This window comes from Rhodanobacter lindaniclasticus, assembly GCF_004799035.1.
In the GTDB taxonomy this organism is placed as follows: domain Bacteria; phylum Pseudomonadota; class Gammaproteobacteria; order Xanthomonadales; family Rhodanobacteraceae; genus Rhodanobacter; species Rhodanobacter lindaniclasticus.
Genome location: NZ_MWIO01000032.1, coordinates 103,651 through 119,938 on the forward strand (window position 1 = coordinate 103,651; position 16,288 = coordinate 119,938).

17 protein-coding genes are annotated in these 16,288 nt (G+C 64.5%); 14 read left to right on the forward strand and 3 right to left on the reverse strand.

Features of this window, described 5'->3' with window-relative positions:
• Positions 1-42: 42 nt before the first annotated feature.
• From B1991_RS12605 to B1991_RS12670, 14 genes are all read left to right on the forward strand, one after another.
• Entirely contained in the window at positions 43-2,076 is a 2,034-nt protein-coding gene (locus B1991_RS12605) for a hypothetical protein (protein ID WP_136259024.1), read from the forward strand.
• 29 nt (positions 2,077-2,105) lie between these two features.
• Positions 2,106-2,714: a YdbL family probable chaperone protein gene (locus tag B1991_RS12610; protein ID WP_136259025.1), complete on the forward strand. Its 609-nt coding sequence runs from the start codon at positions 2,106-2,108 to the stop codon at positions 2,712-2,714.
• Between the two features lie 156 nt (positions 2,715-2,870).
• Complete coding sequence (gene rlmD, locus B1991_RS12615) at positions 2,871-4,214, forward strand: 23S rRNA (uracil(1939)-C(5))-methyltransferase RlmD (RefSeq protein WP_136259026.1); 1,344 nt, start codon at positions 2,871-2,873, stop codon at positions 4,212-4,214.
• Between the two features lie 94 nt (positions 4,215-4,308).
• The gene (locus B1991_RS12620) at positions 4,309-4,830 is read left to right on the forward strand and encodes a CYTH domain-containing protein (protein ID WP_136259027.1); all 522 of its coding nucleotides are present in this window, start codon (positions 4,309-4,311) and stop codon (positions 4,828-4,830) included.
• On the forward strand, positions 4,824-5,837 hold the full coding sequence (gene nagZ, locus B1991_RS12625; protein ID WP_136259028.1) for a beta-N-acetylhexosaminidase: 1,014 nt from the start codon (positions 4,824-4,826) through the stop codon (positions 5,835-5,837). The genes B1991_RS12620 and nagZ overlap by 7 nt, the downstream gene beginning before the upstream one ends.
• Complete coding sequence (locus B1991_RS12630; protein WP_136259029.1) at positions 5,834-6,397, forward strand: hypoxanthine-guanine phosphoribosyltransferase; 564 nt, start codon at positions 5,834-5,836, stop codon at positions 6,395-6,397. The genes nagZ and B1991_RS12630 overlap by 4 nt, the downstream gene beginning before the upstream one ends.
• 193 nt (positions 6,398-6,590) lie before the next feature.
• Positions 6,591-7,352, forward strand: coding sequence for an S-methyl-5'-thioinosine phosphorylase (locus B1991_RS12635; RefSeq protein ID WP_136259030.1), 762 nt, complete (start codon positions 6,591-6,593; stop codon positions 7,350-7,352).
• A 151-nt stretch (positions 7,353-7,503) separates the two neighbouring features.
• Complete coding sequence (locus B1991_RS12640) at positions 7,504-7,707, forward strand: cold-shock protein (protein WP_136259031.1); 204 nt, start codon at positions 7,504-7,506, stop codon at positions 7,705-7,707.
• 292 nt (positions 7,708-7,999) lie between these two features.
• On the forward strand, positions 8,000-9,202 hold the full coding sequence (gene fabV / locus B1991_RS12645; RefSeq protein ID WP_136259032.1) for an enoyl-ACP reductase FabV: 1,203 nt from the start codon (positions 8,000-8,002) through the stop codon (positions 9,200-9,202).
• Positions 9,203-9,378: 176 nt separating this feature from the next.
• Positions 9,379-9,585, forward strand: coding sequence for a 2-oxoisovalerate dehydrogenase (locus tag B1991_RS12650; protein ID WP_136259033.1), 207 nt, complete (start codon positions 9,379-9,381; stop codon positions 9,583-9,585).
• Positions 9,582-9,824, forward strand: a complete 243-nt coding sequence (locus B1991_RS12655) for a type II toxin-antitoxin system HicA family toxin (RefSeq protein ID WP_136259034.1) — start codon at positions 9,582-9,584, stop codon at positions 9,822-9,824. Before B1991_RS12650 ends, B1991_RS12655 begins: the two co-directional genes overlap by 4 nt.
• A 1-nt stretch (position 9,825) precedes the next feature.
• Complete coding sequence (locus tag B1991_RS12660; protein ID WP_136259035.1) at positions 9,826-11,547, forward strand: site-specific DNA-methyltransferase; 1,722 nt, start codon at positions 9,826-9,828, stop codon at positions 11,545-11,547.
• Positions 11,544-14,225 (forward strand): DEAD/DEAH box helicase, encoded by a 2,682-nt coding sequence (locus B1991_RS12665; RefSeq protein ID WP_136259036.1) that lies wholly within the window; start codon positions 11,544-11,546, stop codon positions 14,223-14,225. The genes B1991_RS12660 and B1991_RS12665 overlap by 4 nt, the downstream gene beginning before the upstream one ends.
• Positions 14,226-14,250: 25 nt before the next feature.
• Positions 14,251-14,577 (forward strand): hypothetical protein, encoded by a 327-nt coding sequence (locus B1991_RS12670; protein ID WP_136259037.1) that lies wholly within the window; start codon positions 14,251-14,253, stop codon positions 14,575-14,577.
• A gap of 36 nt (positions 14,578-14,613) precedes the next feature.
• Here B1991_RS12670 and B1991_RS12675 read toward each other — a convergent pair whose 3' ends face one another.
• The 3 genes from B1991_RS12675 to B1991_RS12685 all read right to left on the reverse strand — a co-directional run bounded on the left by B1991_RS12675 (position 14,614) and on the right by B1991_RS12685 (position 16,218).
• Positions 14,614-15,150 carry a RipA family octameric membrane protein gene (locus B1991_RS12675; RefSeq protein WP_136259038.1) on the reverse strand — a complete coding sequence of 179 codons (537 nt, stop codon included), beginning with the start codon at positions 15,148-15,150 and terminating at the stop codon, positions 14,614-14,616.
• Complete coding sequence (locus B1991_RS12680; RefSeq protein WP_136259039.1) at positions 15,150-15,539, reverse strand: TIR domain-containing protein; 390 nt, start codon at positions 15,537-15,539, stop codon at positions 15,150-15,152. Before B1991_RS12680 ends, B1991_RS12675 begins: the two co-directional genes overlap by 1 nt.
• A gap of 259 nt (positions 15,540-15,798) precedes the next feature.
• The gene (locus B1991_RS12685; RefSeq protein ID WP_484335304.1) at positions 15,799-16,218 is read right to left on the reverse strand and encodes an LAPAL motif-containing putative phage structural protein; all 420 of its coding nucleotides are present in this window, start codon (positions 16,216-16,218) and stop codon (positions 15,799-15,801) included.
• Between the last annotated feature and the right edge of the window lie 70 nt (positions 16,219-16,288).

The following is a 16,288-nucleotide window of genomic DNA, read 5'->3' on the forward strand; positions in this document are numbered from 1 at the left end:
GAAATCCTTGTCGTTCATCTGGATTTGGCAGAATGGCCCGAGATGCGCCCGACTTCAAGCCACCTATCGAGCCGCTTCGCGCTGTGTTGCGGCCTCCTGCTGGGTCTGTTCTGGCTCGCGCCGGCACGGGCCGACGTGCTGCTGTCGGCCAGGTCGATCAGCTTGCCGGGACTGCAACTGCAGGCGGTGACGCTGCGCCTGGGCGAGGATGGCGTCGGTGCGCTCACCGTGTCGCTGCATGCGGACAAGGCCGATCTGCCAGCCATGGGCTGGCGGCGCCTGCCGCTGGATCTTGCCGGCAGCCTGCGTCGCAACGAGCGCCTGGGCTGGGTGCTGGACGGCAACCTCAAGCTGGCCCGCGCGCCCGGCGGTGCGCTCGCCGATGCGCAGGTGCAGGTGCAGGTGAGCCCGGCTGCCAACACCTTGCAGATCGACGTGCTGCAAGGCCAGGCCACGCTCAGCGGCGCCTTGCCGCTGGACCAGCCCACGCATGCGCAGATCCGCGTGACAAACCTGCCGGCAGGCTGGCTGCAAGGCCTGCTCGGCACGGTCTGGTCCGGCCGCACCACCGCCGGCCGGCTGGATGCCGAGCTGGCACTGGACCTGCGTGACCCGGGCCTGCGCTCCTCCGGCCAGTTCAATCTGCGCGAGGTGGGTTTCGACACGCCCAGCGGCACGCTGGCCGGGCAGGGCGTCAGCGGCAATGGCCGCTTCAGCCTCGACTCGGGCGATGGCCCGACACAGATCGACCTCGATGCCGGCCTGCGCGGTGGCGAGCTGCTGCTGGGCCCGTTCTACGCCAGGCTGCCCGACCATTCCGTGCAATTGAGCCTGCATGCCAATGCCGCGAACGGTGCGGTCGAGCTGAGCCGCCTGCGCTTCGCCGATGCCGATGCATTGCAGCTCTCCGGTGCGCTGGCGTTCGATGCCAAAGGCGCGCCCAAGGCCCTGCGGCTGGACCGCCTGCACGCCAGCTTCCCCGCGGCGTACGAACGTTACGGACGCTCCTGGCTCGACACGATGGGCCTGCAGGACCTCACCGTGGCCGGCGACATCGACGCCAGCCTCGACTGGCGCGAGGATTCCCTGCGCAGCTTCGCGTTCAAGACCGACGGCTTCGACGTGACCGACGCCGCCGGACGCCTGGCGATCGACGGCCTGCACGGCGCGCTGGACTGGTCGGCCAAGGGTGATCGGCCCGCCACCACGCTGGGCTGGCGCAGCCTGGGCTTCTACCGCATCGAGAACGGCGCGGCCCGGTCCAGTTGGCGCAGCCACGACGGCATGCTGAGCCTGCAGCAGCCGCTGGCGATGCCGGTGCTGGGCGGCCAGCTGCAGATCGGCCAGTTCGACTGGTCGCCCGCCGCGGCTGCCGGCCAGCGGCTGGCGACCTCGCTGGTGCTGACCGGCGTGGACATGAAGGCATTCAGCCAGGCGATGGGCTGGCCCGCGTTCCCCGGCACGCTGGCCGGCGCGGTGCCCTCGCTGCGCTGGGTGGACGACCGGCTGGAACTCGCCGGCGGGCTCAGCGCCCACGTGTTCGACGGCTTCGTCGACATCACCCGGCTGTCCTTGCAGCAACCGTTCGGGACCAGTCCGGTGCTCAGCGCCGACATCGACCTGAAACAGCTCGATCTCGGCGCGATCACCAGCGTGTTCGATTTCGGCAGCATCACCGGGCGGCTGGACGGCAGCATCCAGGGCCTGCGCCTGGTCGACTGGAGCCCGGTGGCGTTCAAGGCCAGCCTGCTGGCCGGCAGCGGTGGACGGATCAGCCAGCGCGCGGTGAACAACCTCACCTCGGTCGGCGGCGGCGGCATCGCCGCGGGCCTGCAGGGCGCGATGCTCAAACTGTTCAAGACGTTCGGCTACCAGCGCATCGGCCTCAATTGCACCTTGCAGGGCACCGTGTGCAAGATGAGCGGGCTGGAGCCGACCGACGGTGGCTACACTATCGTCGACGGCAGCGGCCTGCCACTGCTGCATGTGATCGGCCACCAGACCGAGGTCGACTGGCCCACCCTGGTCAAGCGCCTGCAGGACGCCGTCAGCGGCAGCGGACCCGAGATTCACTAAGTCACCCCTTCAAGCACCGGAGTCACGTCATGCGCAAGCTCGTCTACGTCATCCTGACCACCATGGCCGTGGCGCTGGTCGGCTGCGTCACGATCAACGTGTACTTCCCCGAGGCCGCGGCGCAGAAGGCCGCCGACCAGTTCATCGGCAGCGTGCTGGACAAGGCCGGCACTGCCGAAAAGCCGGCCGCAAAAGAGCCGCCGCCGGCGCCGAAGAGCGATGCCGGGCATCCCTCGGCCATGTTGCTCGACCTGCTGATTCCCGCCGCGCAGGCGGCCGAAACGCCGGACTTCCGCGTCCACACCAGCGCCACCGACGCCATCCATGCACGCATGAACCAGCGCATCGGCGGCATCCTCGGCCAGTTGCTGGACAGCGGCGCGGTCGGCTTCACCCACGACGGCATGGTGGCCATGCGCGACGCGGCGAAGGTGCCGCTGAGCCAGCGCGCCCAGGCCAACGCCGCCGTCGCCGACGAGAACCGCGACCGCGTCGCGCTGTACCGCGAGATCGCCGTCGCCAACAACCATCCGGAATGGGAGGCGCAGATCCGCGCCGCCTTCGCCAAGACCTGGATCGAGAAGGCGCACGCCGGCTGGTATTACCAGAACGCCGCCGGCGCCTGGCAGAAGAAGTAGCTTCCGATCCCTCGTCTCGCGGTGATCACCTCGTAGGGCGGGCACTGCCCGCCTGCTCTTGCGCGGCGAAAGCGGCGGGCGGTGCCCGCCCTACGGCCAAGGCGTCTGCTGCCCCGATCTGTGATAATCGGCGGCCAGTCCTTCTGTCCGCACCCCATGTCACGTTCCAACTCGGTTTCGCCCACACCCTTCGAAGCGCACATCACCGACCTCGGCCATGACGGCCGCGGCGTGGCCCGGATCGACGGCAAGACGGTGTTCGTCAGCGGCGCCTTGCTCGGCGAGCGGGTGATGGCCAAGCTGCGCAAGCGGCATCGGCATTTCGACGAGGCGGACACGGTCGAGGTGATCACCGCCTCGCCGCATCGGGTCGAGCCGAAGTGCCGGCATTTCGCGCAATGCAGCGGCTGCTCGCTGCAGCACCTCGATGCGCCTTCGCAGATCGCCGCCAAGCAGCGCGTGCTGGCCGAGAACTTCGAGCGCATCGGCAAGGTCACGCCGCAGGCCTGGCTGCCGCCGCTCACCGCCGAACCATGGGGTTATCGGCGCAAGGGCCGGCTGTCGGTGCGCAACGTGGCGAAGAAGGGCCGCGTGCTGGTCGGCTTCCGCGAGGAGCAGAACCCGCGCTTCGTCACCGAGATCCGGCAGTGCGAGGTGATGCATCCGGCGCTCGGCCCCAAGGTTGGGCTGCTGGCCGACCTGCTCGGCACGATGGACGCGGCCGACGAGATCCCGCAGATCGAATTCGCCGCCGGCGACGAGCTGATGGCGCTGGTGTTCCGCCACATGCAGCCGCTCAGCGAGCGCGACCAGGCCGCGTTGATCGCATTCGGCCAGCAGCACGGTTTCGCGATCTACCTGCAACCGGGCGGCACCAGCAGCGTGCATCCGTTGTGGCCGGAGAGCCCGCGACTGGCCTTCACGATTGCCAGCGACGACGCGCGCTACGCGGATGTGGAGCTGGAGTTCCAGCCGCTCGACTTCGTGCAGGTCAACGCCGGCATGAACCAGTTGATGATGGCTCGCGCGATGGAGCTGCTCGACCCGCAGCCGACCGATCGCGTGCTCGACCTGTTCTGCGGCCTCGGCAACTTCACCCTGCCGATCGCGCGGCGGGTGGCCGAGGTCGTCGGCGTGGAGGGCGAACACGGCCTGGTCGAACGCGCCGCGCAGAACGCCGCGCACAACGGCATCGCCAACGCGCGCTTCCACGTCGCCAACCTGTTCGAGGACCAGCGCGCCACCGAGTGGGCGCGCCAGCCGTGGGACAAGCTGCTGCTCGATCCGCCGCGCGCCGGTGCCGACAAGGTGCTCGAGTACCTGCCGCACAAGGCGACCCGGCGCATCGTGTACGTCTCCTGCCATCCCGCCTCGCTGGCGCGCGACGCCGGCATCCTGGTCAACCGTCACGGCTTCAGGCTGGTGTCCGCCGGCGTGATGGACATGTTTCCGCATACCTCCCATGTCGAGTCGATTGCCTTGTTCGAGCGTCATCCATGAACGCGAGAATCAGGAGCGGCCATCCATGGCCGCACTCTTCGATAAAGCCTCGTTTCGTTGCGGCTTTGCCGTAGACGGAAAGCAGCAGCCATCCATGCCGATCGAGATCGAACGCAAATTCCTGTTGGCCAGCGATGACTGGCGCGCCGCGATCGAGCGCAGCGAGCCGATCGCGCAGGGCTACCTGGTCGGCGCGCAGGCCTTGCGCGAGGGCCACGCGCGCGCCTCGGTGCGCGCGCGGCTGGCCGGTGAGCAGGCCTGGCTCAACATCAAGGCCGCCACCGCCGGCATTGCGCGGGCCGAGTTCGATTACCCGATCCCGCTGGTCGATGCGCGCGCCATGCTTGCGAGCCTCTGCGACGGCGTGCTGGAAAAGACCCGCCACCATGTCCGCGTCGATGGCGTACTGTTCGAGGTCGACGAGTTCGGCGGCGACAACGCTGGCCTGATCGTCGCCGAGGTCGAGTTGCCGGCGGTCGATGCACCATTTCCGCGGCCGGCGTGGCTGGGCCGCGAAGTGAGTGCGCTGACGCGCTACTACAACGTCAACCTGATCGCGCACCCGTACCGGCAGTGGTCGCCGGCCGAGCGCGCTGCCGAGGATGCCGCATGCTGATGATCGGCGTGGCCGCGCTTGAACTGGCCGAATCCGAGCAGCGCTGGCTGCGCGCTCCGGGCGTCGCCGGCGTGCTGCTGTTTGCGCGCAACTATCGTTCGCGCGAGCAGTTGATGGCCTTGTGCGAAGCGATCCGCGATGCCGGCGGCGAGCACCTGCTGATCGCGGTGGACCAGGAAGGCGGCCCGGTGCAGCGCTTCCGCGACGGCTTCATCCGGCTGCCGCCGCTGGCGGCGATCGGTGCGGTACATGACCGTGACCCCGACGAGGCGATCCGCCTGGCCGAGGAGCACGCCTGGGTGATGGCCAGCGAACTGCGCGCCAGCGGCGTCGACTTCAGCTTCGCGCCGGTAGTGGATCTGGCCCGCGGCAACGCGGCGATCGGCCTGCGCGCGTTCCATGCCGATCCCGCCGTGGCCGCCGAGCTGGGCCAGGCCTATGTGCGCGGCATGCACCTGGGCGGCATGGCGGCGGTGCTCAAGCATTTCCCGGGGCATGGCTCGGTCACCGGCGACACCCACAAGGTGGCAGCGATCGACCCGCGCGGCCTGGACGAGATTCGCCGCGACGACCTGCGTCCGTTCGCCGAGTGCATCGAGGCACGCGTCGAGGCGGTGATGATGGCGCACGTCACGTATCCGGCCGTGGACAGCCGTCCAGCCGGCTATTCGAACATCTGGATCGAACAGGTCCTGCGTGGCGAACTGGGCTTCACCGGGGCGGTGATCAGCGACGACATCAGCATGGCCGCCGCCGATGCGGCCGGCAGCGTGGGCGAGCGGGTGAGGGCGCACCTCGACGCCGGTTGCGACCTGGTGCTGGCCTGCTTCCCCGAGGTGGTCGAGGAAGCGCTGGCCGCGCTGCCCGCTGATACCGGCGCCATGCCCGCGTCGATCGCCGCGCTGCGCGGCGCCATCGGCCCGACCTGGGCCGGCCTCGCCGACAATCCACAGCGCGACCGTTTCGTCGCCCGCATCACGGCGCTGCACGCCGAAGGAAACGCATGAACACTCCACATCCCTCCCTGACCGACGCGCTGGCGCAGGCCGACCTGCTGTACGCGCGCCACGAGCTGGAACCGGTGATCGCCGCCATGGGTGCGCGCATCGACGCCGCGCTCGGCGGCGAGCGGGCGGTGTTCCTCACCGTGATGAACGGCGCGCTGATCTTCGCCGGCCAACTGGCCCTGGCGATCCGTACCGACCTGGAGTTCGACTACGTGCACGCCACCCGCTACCGGGGCGAAACCACCGGCAGCGAGCTGCACTGGTTGCGCGCACCTGCCGTGCCGCTGGCCGATCGCGTGGTGCTGCTGGTCGACGACATCCTCGACGAAGGCCACACACTGAAGGAAGTGCGCGAGGACTGCTACAAGCGCGGCGCGAAGAAAGTGCTGATCGCCAGCCTTTGCACCAAGCGCCACGATCGCCTGGTCGACGGCATCGCCTCCGATTTCAACGGCGTGGAACTGCCCGACCGCTTCGTGTTCGGCTACGGCATGGATTACTACGAGCAGGGGCGCAACCTGCCGGCGATCTATGCGTTGAAGGACGGGAATGGGGAATAGGGAATAGGTTGCCGAGTTCCGTGGGTGCAAAAGCCCCTCTCCCACCGGGAGAGGGGTGGGGGTGAGGGTTCGGGCGGAGCGGGGAATCCATCGCCGCCCGAACCCTCATCCGGCGCTTCGCGCCACCTTCTCCCGAGGGGAGAAGGGAGCTTGATTCGGCGAGTTTCTTGGCAGTCGCAACAGGAACATCACCATGCCACACCCCGATCATCACCCCATCGACCTCGCCGTCATCGGCGGCAGCGGCCTGTACAACTTCCCGGGCCTGGAAAACGCCGAGCGCCGCACGATGGATACGCCTTACGGCCCTGCCTCCGGCGACATCGTGGTCGGCGACTTCGCCGGCAGGCGCCTGGCCTTCCTGGCGCGCCACGGCGAGAGCCACACGTTGCCGCCGCACCGGGTCAACTACCGCGCGAACCTGTGGGCGCTGCACAGCCTGGGCGCGCGGCGGGTCGTCGGGGTCAACGCGGTCGGCGGCATCCGCGGCGACATGGGGCCGCGGGTGATCGTGGTGCCGGACCAGCTGATCGACTACACCCATGGCCGCTACACCAGCTACTGCGATGTCGAAGGCGCCGAGGTGAAACACATCGACTTCAGCGAGCCGTACACCGAATCGCTGCGCCGGCAGTTGCTGGCCGCGGCGCGCACGGCAGGCATCGCCGTGATCGACGGCGGCTGCTACGGCGCCACCCAGGGGCCGCGGCTGGAAACCCGCGCCGAGATCGCCCGCATGAAGCGCGACGGCTGCGACCTGGTCGGCATGACCGGCATGCCCGAGGCCGTACTGGCGCGCGAGCTGGAGATCGACTACGTCTGCCTGGCGCTGGTGGCCAACTTCGCCGCCGGCTGCGGCGACGAGGCGGAAATCAGCATCGAGGAGATCTTCGCCCACCTCGCCGCCGCGACCGCCGAGGTGCCGCGCATCCTGGCTGCCTTGCTGCGGGCTTGAGGGCATCCGGTGAATTTGTGCACGGACCGGACTTCTTCGTATTGCAATGCGGCTTCACCTCTTGCTACTTTCGCCGAGCCAGCGCGGCGAGCCGGGGGGAACAGCCGCACCAGTTCTGGCGCACCATTCCATGGATCCAGAGGTTCACGCAATGACTTTCGGTACGGTCAAATGGTTCAACGACGCCAAGGGTTTCGGTTTCATCGCGCCTGAGGACGGGGGGGCGGACGTGTTCGTCCATTTTTCGGCGATCGCCAGCAAGGGCTTCCGCAGCCTGCAGGAAGGTCAGCGGGTGAAGTTCGAAGTCACCCAGGGTCCCAAGGGCGCCCAGGCCTCGGCGGTCGAAGCCGCCTGATCGGTCGACCCCGCGTCGCTTGCAAGAACAAAACCCCGCACTTGTGCGGGGTTTTGTTTTTGGCGGTAGGCGGACGTGATCTGCCGGCGTGATGCATTGCCCTCCCTTCTCCCACCGGGAGAAGGTGGCGCGAAGCGCCGGATGAGGGTGCGGGATCGCGCCGATGCCCCGCCACGTCGATGCTCGGTCATCAGCGTCGCGCAAGAGCAGGCCACGAATCACCCCTACGGCAGCGCATGGCCGCGCTGCTGGTTGATAATGTCCCATTGCCGAACAGCATCAGGAGCGCCAAGTGATCATCAAGCCCAAAGTCCGCGGTTTCATCTGCGTCACCGCCCACCCGGTCGGTTGCGAGCGCAACGTGCTCGAGCAGATCGCGATCACCCAGGCCGCCGGCCACGACAAGAGCAAAGGCCCCAAGCGCGTGCTGGTGATCGGCGCCTCCACCGGCTACGGCCTGGCCTCGCGCATCACCGCCGCGTTCGGCTACGGCGCCGCCACGCTCGGCGTGTTCTTCGAGAAGCCCAGCAGCTCCGACAAGACCGGCACCGCCGGCTGGTACAACGCCGCCGCGTTCGACAAGGCGGCCAAGGCCGGCGGCCTGTACAGCAAGTCGATCAACGGCGACGCGTTCGCGCACGAGACCCGCGCCCGCGCCATCGAGATCATCAAGAACGAGATGGGCGGCCCGATCGACCTGGTGGTCTATTCGCTGGCCTCGCCGGTGCGCAAGCTGCCGGACACCGGCGAAGTGGTGCGCTCGGCGCTCAAGACCATCGGCGAGCCGTTCCACAACACCTCGGTCGACACCAACAAGGACATGGTGATCGAGGCCACCGTGGAGCCGGCCACCGAGCAGGAGATCAAGGACACCGTCACCGTGATGGGCGGCGAGGACTGGGCGCTGTGGATCGACGCGCTGGACCAGGCCGGCGTGCTGGCCAAGAACGCCAGGACCATCGCCTACAGCTACATCGGCACCGAGATCACCTGGCCGATGTACTGGCACGGCACCCTTGGCCAGGCCAAGCAGCACCTGGACAACACGGCGAAGCAACTGCGCAGCCGCCACCCGGGGCTGGAGGCCTACGTCGGCGTGATGAAGTCCGTGGTCACCCAGGCCAGCGCCGCCATCCCGGTGATCCCGCTGTACGTCTCCATCGCCTTCAAGATCATGAAGGAGAAGGGCATCCACGAAAACCCGATCGAACAGGCCAACCGCCTGTTCCACGACCGCCTCTACCGCGCCGACGGCGCCGCCGCGCCCACCGACGACGAAGGCCGCATCCGCCTGGACGACTGGGAACTGCGCGACGACGTGCAGGAACCCTGCAAGACCCTCTGGCCCACCGTCACCACCGAAAACCTGCGCGAAATCACCGACTACGCCGGCTACAAGCACGAGTTCCTGAAGCTGTTCGGCTTCGACCGCGGCGATGTGGACTACGACGCCGAGGTGGAGGCGGACCGGCGGTTTGATTGTGTGGAGCTCTGAGGCATGCGCTGGATGGCGATGGCTGGTCGCCATCCAGCGTTCGCATTTGATCCATCGTCCCCTCTCGGCGAGGCCATCAACGCCTCTCACCTTGTGAGACCCTAGCGCATACAATGCCGTGGCGATCCACCCAAGGGGATCGCCATGCAACGGTTGTCAGCGTGCCGAGGTTTCCCATGAACGAGATCATCTTCCAGGTCGACGAGGCTCCCGAGGGCGGCTACAGCGCGCGTGCACTGGGCCACGCCATCTTCACCGAAGCGGAAACGCTGGAAGAACTCCGCACGATGGTGCGCGACGCCGTCCGCTGCCACTTCGACGAAGGGCAGGGGCCGAAGGTGATCCGCTTGCATTACGTCCGCGATGAAGTGCTGGCCGCATGAAGCTGCCGCGCGACGTCGATGCGCGACAACTCATCAAGGCCCTGGCAAAGCTTGGCTATGCCGTCACCCGCCAGAGCGGCAGCCACATCCGCCTGACCGGCAACACGCCCACGCCGCATTCCCTCACCGTGCCCGACCATTCGCCACTGAAGGTTGGCACCCTGCATGCCATTCTCGCTGACGTCGCTGCGCATCAGCGCATCGACACGGCAGACTTGATCGAGAGGCTCTTTTCCTGACATGCCCGTATTGAACTGGATAGGCAAGGACGCCGTGGTGCGTCACGACGCCGAGGTGCCGTTCCGCCTGCTGCACGACGTACCCGAACTGGCCTGCGGCGACGCCGACAGCGGCAACCTGATCGTCGAAGGCGACAACCTGCTGGCGCTGAAAGCGCTGCTGCCGCACTACGGCGGCCAGGTGAAATGCATCTATATCGACCCCCCGTACAACACCGGCAACGAGGGCTGGGTCTACAACGACAACGTCAACAGCCCCCAGATGCGCGAGTGGCTGGGCAAGGTGGTCGGCAAGGAAGCCGAGGACCTGACCCGCCACGACAAGTGGCTGTGCATGATGTATCCGCGGTTGGTGCTGTTGAAGAAGTTTCTGCGAGATGACGGTGCGATCTTCGTGTCAATTGATGACAACGAACTGACCAGCCTTCTGGCCTTGATGCGGGAGATATTTGACGCCGGTAATGAGGTCGCGACGATCGTTTGGGAAAAAGGCAAAAAGGGAGACTCGAAGCTGGTCTCCATCACCCACGAATACATTGTCGTATTTGCGCGAAACAAGGCGCTCCTTAAAGAGCGCAAGGTTAAATGGCGCCGCAAGAAGGCCGGCGTTGACGATGTGCTGCAACACTACCAAGCGCTTTGCGCACAACACGGCACCAACCACGCAGCCATCCGTAAGCAGATGATGGCTTGGTATCGTGCGATGCCGAAAACAGATCCGCGTAAGGCGCATAAGCATTACAACTGGTCGGATAGCCGTGGGTTGTACTTTGCTGCAGATTTCGCGGGTCCCGATGATGGGCGCGAGAGTCGCCCGCGCTATCCGATTATTCACCCGGTGACGGGCAAGGCGTGCGCGATGCCGTCTACGGGATGGCGCTGGGAAGAGGAAACGACGAAGGCGGCACTGGTTGAGAATCCACCGCGCATCCACTTCGGCAAGGATCACACGACGATACCCAATCGCAAGAGCTATCTTGTCGAGGTCGATGAAGAACCGCTGATGAGTGTGTTCTATAAGGACGGTCGCGCCGCAACGTTGGAAGTCGAAGCCATGTTGGGACCGGGTTCCTTCCAGTTTCCAAAGGACTCGCAGGTTATTGCCGACCTTGTCGACACTATGACCGAACCGGGCGACCTGGTTCTGGATAGTTTTGGTGGATCTGGGACAACCGCGCATGCGGTGCTGCGTGCGAGCGAGCATCTGGTCGCCCCACTACGCTTCATTCTGGTGGAAATGGATAGCAACGTTGCTCGTACCAAGACGCGTGAGCGAACGAGGAAGGCAATCGAGGGGTATATCCCGCAGGCAGGTAAAAAGCGCCTGCCGGTTCCCGGCCTCGGCAGCGGCTTCCGCTACGCCACCCTCGGCAAGCCGCTGTTCAACGAACACGGCCACATCAACCCCGAAGTGCGCTTCGCGGAATTGGCGCGCTTCGTCTGGTTCATGGAGACCGGTGCGCCGCTGGCCTCGAAGAAGCCGGCGTCGCCATTGCTTGGCGTGCACGACGGCCGCGCGGTGTACATGCTCTACAACGGCATCCTCAAGGACAAATCCGCCGGCGGCGGCAACGTGCTGACCTCGCCCTTGCTGGACGAACTGCCGCTGCACGATGGCCCGCGCGTCGTCTACGGCACGCGCTGCCTGATCAAGCCGGAGCGTCTGCGCGCGTTGCGCATCGTGTTCAAGCAGTTGCCGTACGAATTGAGGGTGGCGCGATGAGCCTTGTGGACCATGAATGCCCGGCCAACCCGGTGCTGAAAACCTACCAATGCCAGGCGCTGGATGCGTTCGAGCGGTTCCTGCTCGGCTACCGCGACCACGGCGCGGTGCAGGCCTACGAAACGCTGGCCCGCGAACGTTTTGGCGTGGGCGTGCCCTATCGCTCGCCGCAAGCGCTGGTCGCGGACGATGTTCCCTGCGTCTGCCTGCGCATACCCACGGGTGGCGGCAAGACCCTGATTGGCGGTCAAGCCATCCGTCGCGTCAACGATGCCCTGCTGGGGGTGCAGCACTCGCTGACCCTGTGGCTGGTGCCGACCGAGGCGATCCGCGAGCAGACGCTGCGCGCCTTGAAGTTGCGTGGGAACCTGCTGCATGACTCGCTGGTCGACGAACTCGGCCGGTTCAGCGTGCTGACCATTGACGAGGCGCTGGGCTTGCAGCCTGGCGTGTTGGACACCTGTAACGTCATCGTCGTGGCCACCATGCAGTCCTTCAAGCAGGAGGATACGGGCCGGCTTGGCGTGTACAAGCAGAACGGCCAGCTGATGGCGAACTTCGAGGGTGTGCCCGCGTCGGAGGTGGGCAACCAGTCGCTGGTGGATGTGCTGCGCCTGCGCCGGCCGTTCGTGATCGTGGACGAGGCGCACAACCAGGGAACCCAGCTTGCGTTCGACACGCTGGCGCGGCTGTCGCCTTGTGCCGTGCTGGAGCTCACCGCCACGCCGGACCGGAGCTACCAGCCGTCCAACGTGCTGTTTTCCGTCTCGGCTGCCACTCTGCAGGCCGAAGACATGATCAATCTGCCGGTGGAACTGGCCGCCCACGGCAACTGGCAAGTGGCGCTGCGCGAGGCCATGAATTGCCTGGCTGGTCTGCAGATCGAGGCCGACGCCGAACGGGCGGCCACCGGCGAGTACATCCGGCCGCTCATGCTGTTGCAGGCGGAGCGGCGCAGCGAGGGCCAGGACACGTTCACCGCCGAGCGCGTCAAGCAGATACTGGTGGAAGACTTCGAGGTGGCTGCCGACGCGGTTGCCATTTCCACCGGCACGCTGGACGAACTGGGTACTACCGATATCGCCGATCCGGCCTGCAAGCTGCGCTACGTGATTACCGTGGACAAGCTGCGCGAAGGTTGGGACTGTCCGTTTGCCTATGTCCTGATGAGTTTTCGCGCCAGCTCCACGAGTACGGCGCTGGAACAGATTCTCGGGCGCGTCCTGCGCATGCCGCGCGCGCGGCGCAAGCAACGCGAAGCCCTGAACAAGGCCTATGCGTTCGCGGTATCGCAGCGCATCGTGGAGGTGGCGCAAAGCCTGCGCGACGGGCTGGTCAACGCCGGCTTCGAGCGCCAGGACGCGAAGGACTTGATCCGTGCTCTTGGCAGCGACTCCGGGCAGGATGATTTATTGCGTCAGCAGGACAGCGTGACCGTGCCGCTGCCGCAGAAGGACGACCAGCTGGAGTTGCCGGACTTGTCGGCGTTGCCCGAGGCGACACGCAAGCGCTTCGAAAAGAACCTGGAGCTGTCTCCGGAAACCGGCAGCATGACGCTCCGGGGGCAATGGACCCGCAACGATCAGCAGGCCTTGAAGGAAGCTTTCCACTCGGCCCAGGCCGCGGCTGCTGTCGAGGAGGCCTTTGCTCATCTCAACGCGCCGGGAAGGCAGCATATTCCGACGCCATCGGAACGGGGAGACAGCTTTGCCGTTCCACTGCTGGCATGGCGGCAAGGCGACTTGCTGGTCGATGCCGGCGAGTCGCCAGCGCTGGAGGGTGCATGGAGCCTGCGGGACGTCCCGGCGGAGTTGAAGGAAAGCGAGTTCCCACGCGAATTGGAGGCCATGCAGCGAACGCGGCTGCGGATCGACGAAAAGGGCAAGGTCAGGAGCGACCCCGGCGAAAAGCTCGACGTGCAGATGCGATTGTTTGTACGCGAACCGGCAAGTGAAGCCGGGTTGCTGTGGTGGTTGGAGAACCAGCTGCGCGACCCCAATGGCAACATGGACCCTGCCGAACTTGCCGCGTGGTTGTCGGGCGCGTTGCGCTATTTGCAGGAGCATCGCGGCTTCACCATCGACGAACTGGCATATCGCAAGTTTCGCCTGCGCCAGGTGTTGGCGGCGCAACTGAAGGCGGCCAAGCATGGTGCGACCGCGCAAGGCCTGTTGAGCTTGTTGGGCGACGAAGCCCATTTGAGCGTAGGCGATGACTTGCAGCGCGTATTGAGTTCAGGGCGCTACGCCTGGGACTGGCAGTACAGCGGCTTCACGACACTCAAACGCCATTTCTTTCCGCAAATCGGCAATCTGAAATCCGAAGGCGAGGAATTCCTGTGCGCCGAGTTCATCGCCAACGATATGGCTGGCGTGGACTGCTGGGTCCGCAACGTCGAACGCAAGCCCAGTTCATTCTCCTTGCCTACTTCTTCTGATCGCTTCTACCCCGACTTCCTGATTCGGATGGATCATGGCGGCATCATTGCGGCGGAATACAAGGGCAACCACATCGCAACGGGCGATGAAAGCAAGGAGAAGAAGCGTATTGGCGAGCTGTGGGAGAGGCGCAGCGCCGGGCGCTGCGCGTTCGCGTGGGTGGAGAACCAGGATTGGTCCTCGCTCAAGGAAGCGGCGTTGCGCCTGGCTGGTGCGACGGCGAAAAGGGTGGATGGCTAGAAACGGGCATCAGGGGCAATTTCCCATGGTCGATTTCCGTCAAGAGAAAACTGCGCACTACGACATCCGGGCTGAAGAGTCGCAACTCATCGAGGCGGTGCTCGGCCTAGCGGACTGGCTGGCAGCTCAAGCGGAGACGACTGGTTCCCAACTTGCCGCCATCGACAAAATGCGGGTGTTCTTGCGCAACCTTCCGGCCCCTCCACCTCCCGAATTCAATGGTGAATTCGGCTTCAGCTTCGATCACGACGACCCGGATATCGGTCATGCCGGTTGTTGGATGGTCAGCGTTTACCGGGGAATGTTGGAGACTTTCTGCGACTATCGGGGTCAGGTTCACTTACTGCCGTGAGAAAATGAATCTGACCCCGGTCTTTCTGTTCTACGGTTACCGGCAGACGGCAGTATTAAACCATGCAAATAGGCTGCCCCATGGGAATGCCTTAGCGAACACAACCAGATGTAGGCCAACAAAAATCCAAGGAACGACACGTTCGATATGAGAAAGCGGCCGATAGAGCCTCGGGTTTCTGCCGCGCTCTACTGCGTCCCATTCTGCGGCATAGGGGCTTATAGGAAGGCGTTCTTCGATCTGTTGCACCACCTCCCACTTGGCAGTGTTGAGGTCTCGATATGACGTGATGATGTTGAACCAAAGCACGCATAGCAAAATGCCTGCAATTGCCATTAACCATAAGTAGTCGGTGCTGTCCTTTGACGTAAGGTAACCGGCGAAAGCAAGGATCGCCGAATTCACGCTCAGGAAGTAAGTATTGGCGCTTGTTCTTCGCTGGCTAATCCTGTCTGCCATTTCTACGTACAGCTTGTACTGATCAAGCAGATGCGAATGCCATTTGTCGTTGGCAGGGTAGACCGTTCCCTCGGATACATCGTGCCATAGCGTGCGTTTGGAAGAGTCAGTCATTAGCGGTTTCCATGCACTAATAGCTTCAAATTATCCCAAGTCCAGTTATACATTTTGTCAGTAGCTGTCGCGTTTGCAGGCTTCTTGCAGACTTTGTCTGCGTAACCCTGCAAAAGAAAGTATGGCTTTTTGAGTTCTTTCGCGATAGCTAGCTCCACCTCGACCCCCTTGGCAGTGTGCGTCGTGGTGCTACAAAGCACGCAAACAACATCCGACCGTTCAATGCGCCCACGCACCTTCTGCTTCCAGTCGCCAGTCAGATGCTCTTTAACTGACGCATCCACGATGTCGAAAGGGGTGTCCTTGTGTTTGGATTGACCCACAAGCAGCATTTTGAGATCAGCATCGTGGTCATAGTCGAAGCTGATGAATAAACGTTTAGCGGTCATATTTTTCTCCCCTGTGTTGTTCGTGTGGTCACTGAAGAAAGTCGGCAGGACGTACCTGTCTAGGGTGAAACGTCCTGCTACTGATGCGAGATTGCATCGCTCGTGACTTGATCGCTTCGCCCTCAACCACAACATGCCTGTCGCTGTTGCTGCGGTCGCTTCGCATGATCACGGCGTCCGCACCCGACTATCGGGGTTAGGTTCACTTGACTGCCGTGAGAAAGTGAACCTGCCCCCGATCTTTTGAAAACCGCGACGATCATTTGCTCAGATCGAGATCGGGCTGATCCAGTGAAGTCTTGTGGTCGTGTACTTTCACAATCACGCGCTGCAGCTTGAGGGCGGTCCCCGACTTCGTCTGTGTCACACGCACATCGCAGGTGAGGGTATCGCCCTTACGGAACGCTTCCCCATTGTTCACGCGACCGATGAAATCTTCATCTTCCATCGCGTAGCCCAGCGTCTCGGAGCCATTCCACATTTTCCACTTGTTGCCGTCTTTAAAACTGAGGCTCTCGATAACAAGCCCCATGCGGCTAGTGCTTTCGGTCAGCGTCTCCTCATCGCCGATGGGGTGGTAGAACAGGGCCTCATCCGTGGTGGCTTGCACGAGCTGTGCGCCATCGGAGGAAATCTCAATGGGTTCTACCCCGATTCTGCGGACACTTTCACCTTGTATCTTCTACACATCTGACGCTTCTGACGAATAGAGAGGTGCAGATATCGGTGTGCGTCGCTACATGTGAATA

Bases quoted from the DNA above. Each gene is read 5' to 3' on its own strand.
- B1991_RS12605 (WP_136259024.1), top strand. From the start codon at position 43: ATGCGCCCGACTTCAAGCCACCTATCGAGCCGCTTCGCGCTGTGTTGC.
- B1991_RS12620 (WP_136259027.1), top strand. From the start codon at position 4,309: ATGCCGATCGAGATCGAACGCAAATTCCTGTTGGCCAGCGATGACTGG.
- B1991_RS12640 (WP_136259031.1), top strand. From the start codon at position 7,504: ATGACTTTCGGTACGGTCAAATGGTTCAACGACGCCAAGGGTTTCGGT.
- B1991_RS12665 (WP_136259036.1), top strand. From the start codon at position 11,544: ATGAGCCTTGTGGACCATGAATGCCCGGCCAACCCGGTGCTGAAAACC.
- B1991_RS12660 (WP_136259035.1), top strand. From the start codon at position 9,826: ATGCCCGTATTGAACTGGATAGGCAAGGACGCCGTGGTGCGTCACGAC.
- B1991_RS12655 (WP_136259034.1), top strand. From the start codon at position 9,582: ATGAAGCTGCCGCGCGACGTCGATGCGCGACAACTCATCAAGGCCCTG.
- B1991_RS12675 (WP_136259038.1), bottom strand. From the start codon at position 15,150: ATGACTGACTCTTCCAAACGCACGCTATGGCACGATGTATCCGAGGGA.
- B1991_RS12610 (WP_136259025.1), top strand. From the start codon at position 2,106: ATGCGCAAGCTCGTCTACGTCATCCTGACCACCATGGCCGTGGCGCTG.
- B1991_RS12650 (WP_136259033.1), top strand. From the start codon at position 9,379: ATGAACGAGATCATCTTCCAGGTCGACGAGGCTCCCGAGGGCGGCTAC.
- B1991_RS12680 (WP_136259039.1), bottom strand. From the start codon at position 15,539: ATGACCGCTAAACGTTTATTCATCAGCTTCGACTATGACCACGATGCT.
- B1991_RS12635 (WP_136259030.1), top strand. From the start codon at position 6,591: ATGCCACACCCCGATCATCACCCCATCGACCTCGCCGTCATCGGCGGC.
- B1991_RS12670 (WP_136259037.1), top strand. From the start codon at position 14,251: ATGGTCGATTTCCGTCAAGAGAAAACTGCGCACTACGACATCCGGGCT.
- nagZ (WP_136259028.1), top strand. From the start codon at position 4,824: ATGCTGATGATCGGCGTGGCCGCGCTTGAACTGGCCGAATCCGAGCAG.
- rlmD (WP_136259026.1), top strand. From the start codon at position 2,871: ATGTCACGTTCCAACTCGGTTTCGCCCACACCCTTCGAAGCGCACATC.
- B1991_RS12630 (WP_136259029.1), top strand. From the start codon at position 5,834: ATGAACACTCCACATCCCTCCCTGACCGACGCGCTGGCGCAGGCCGAC.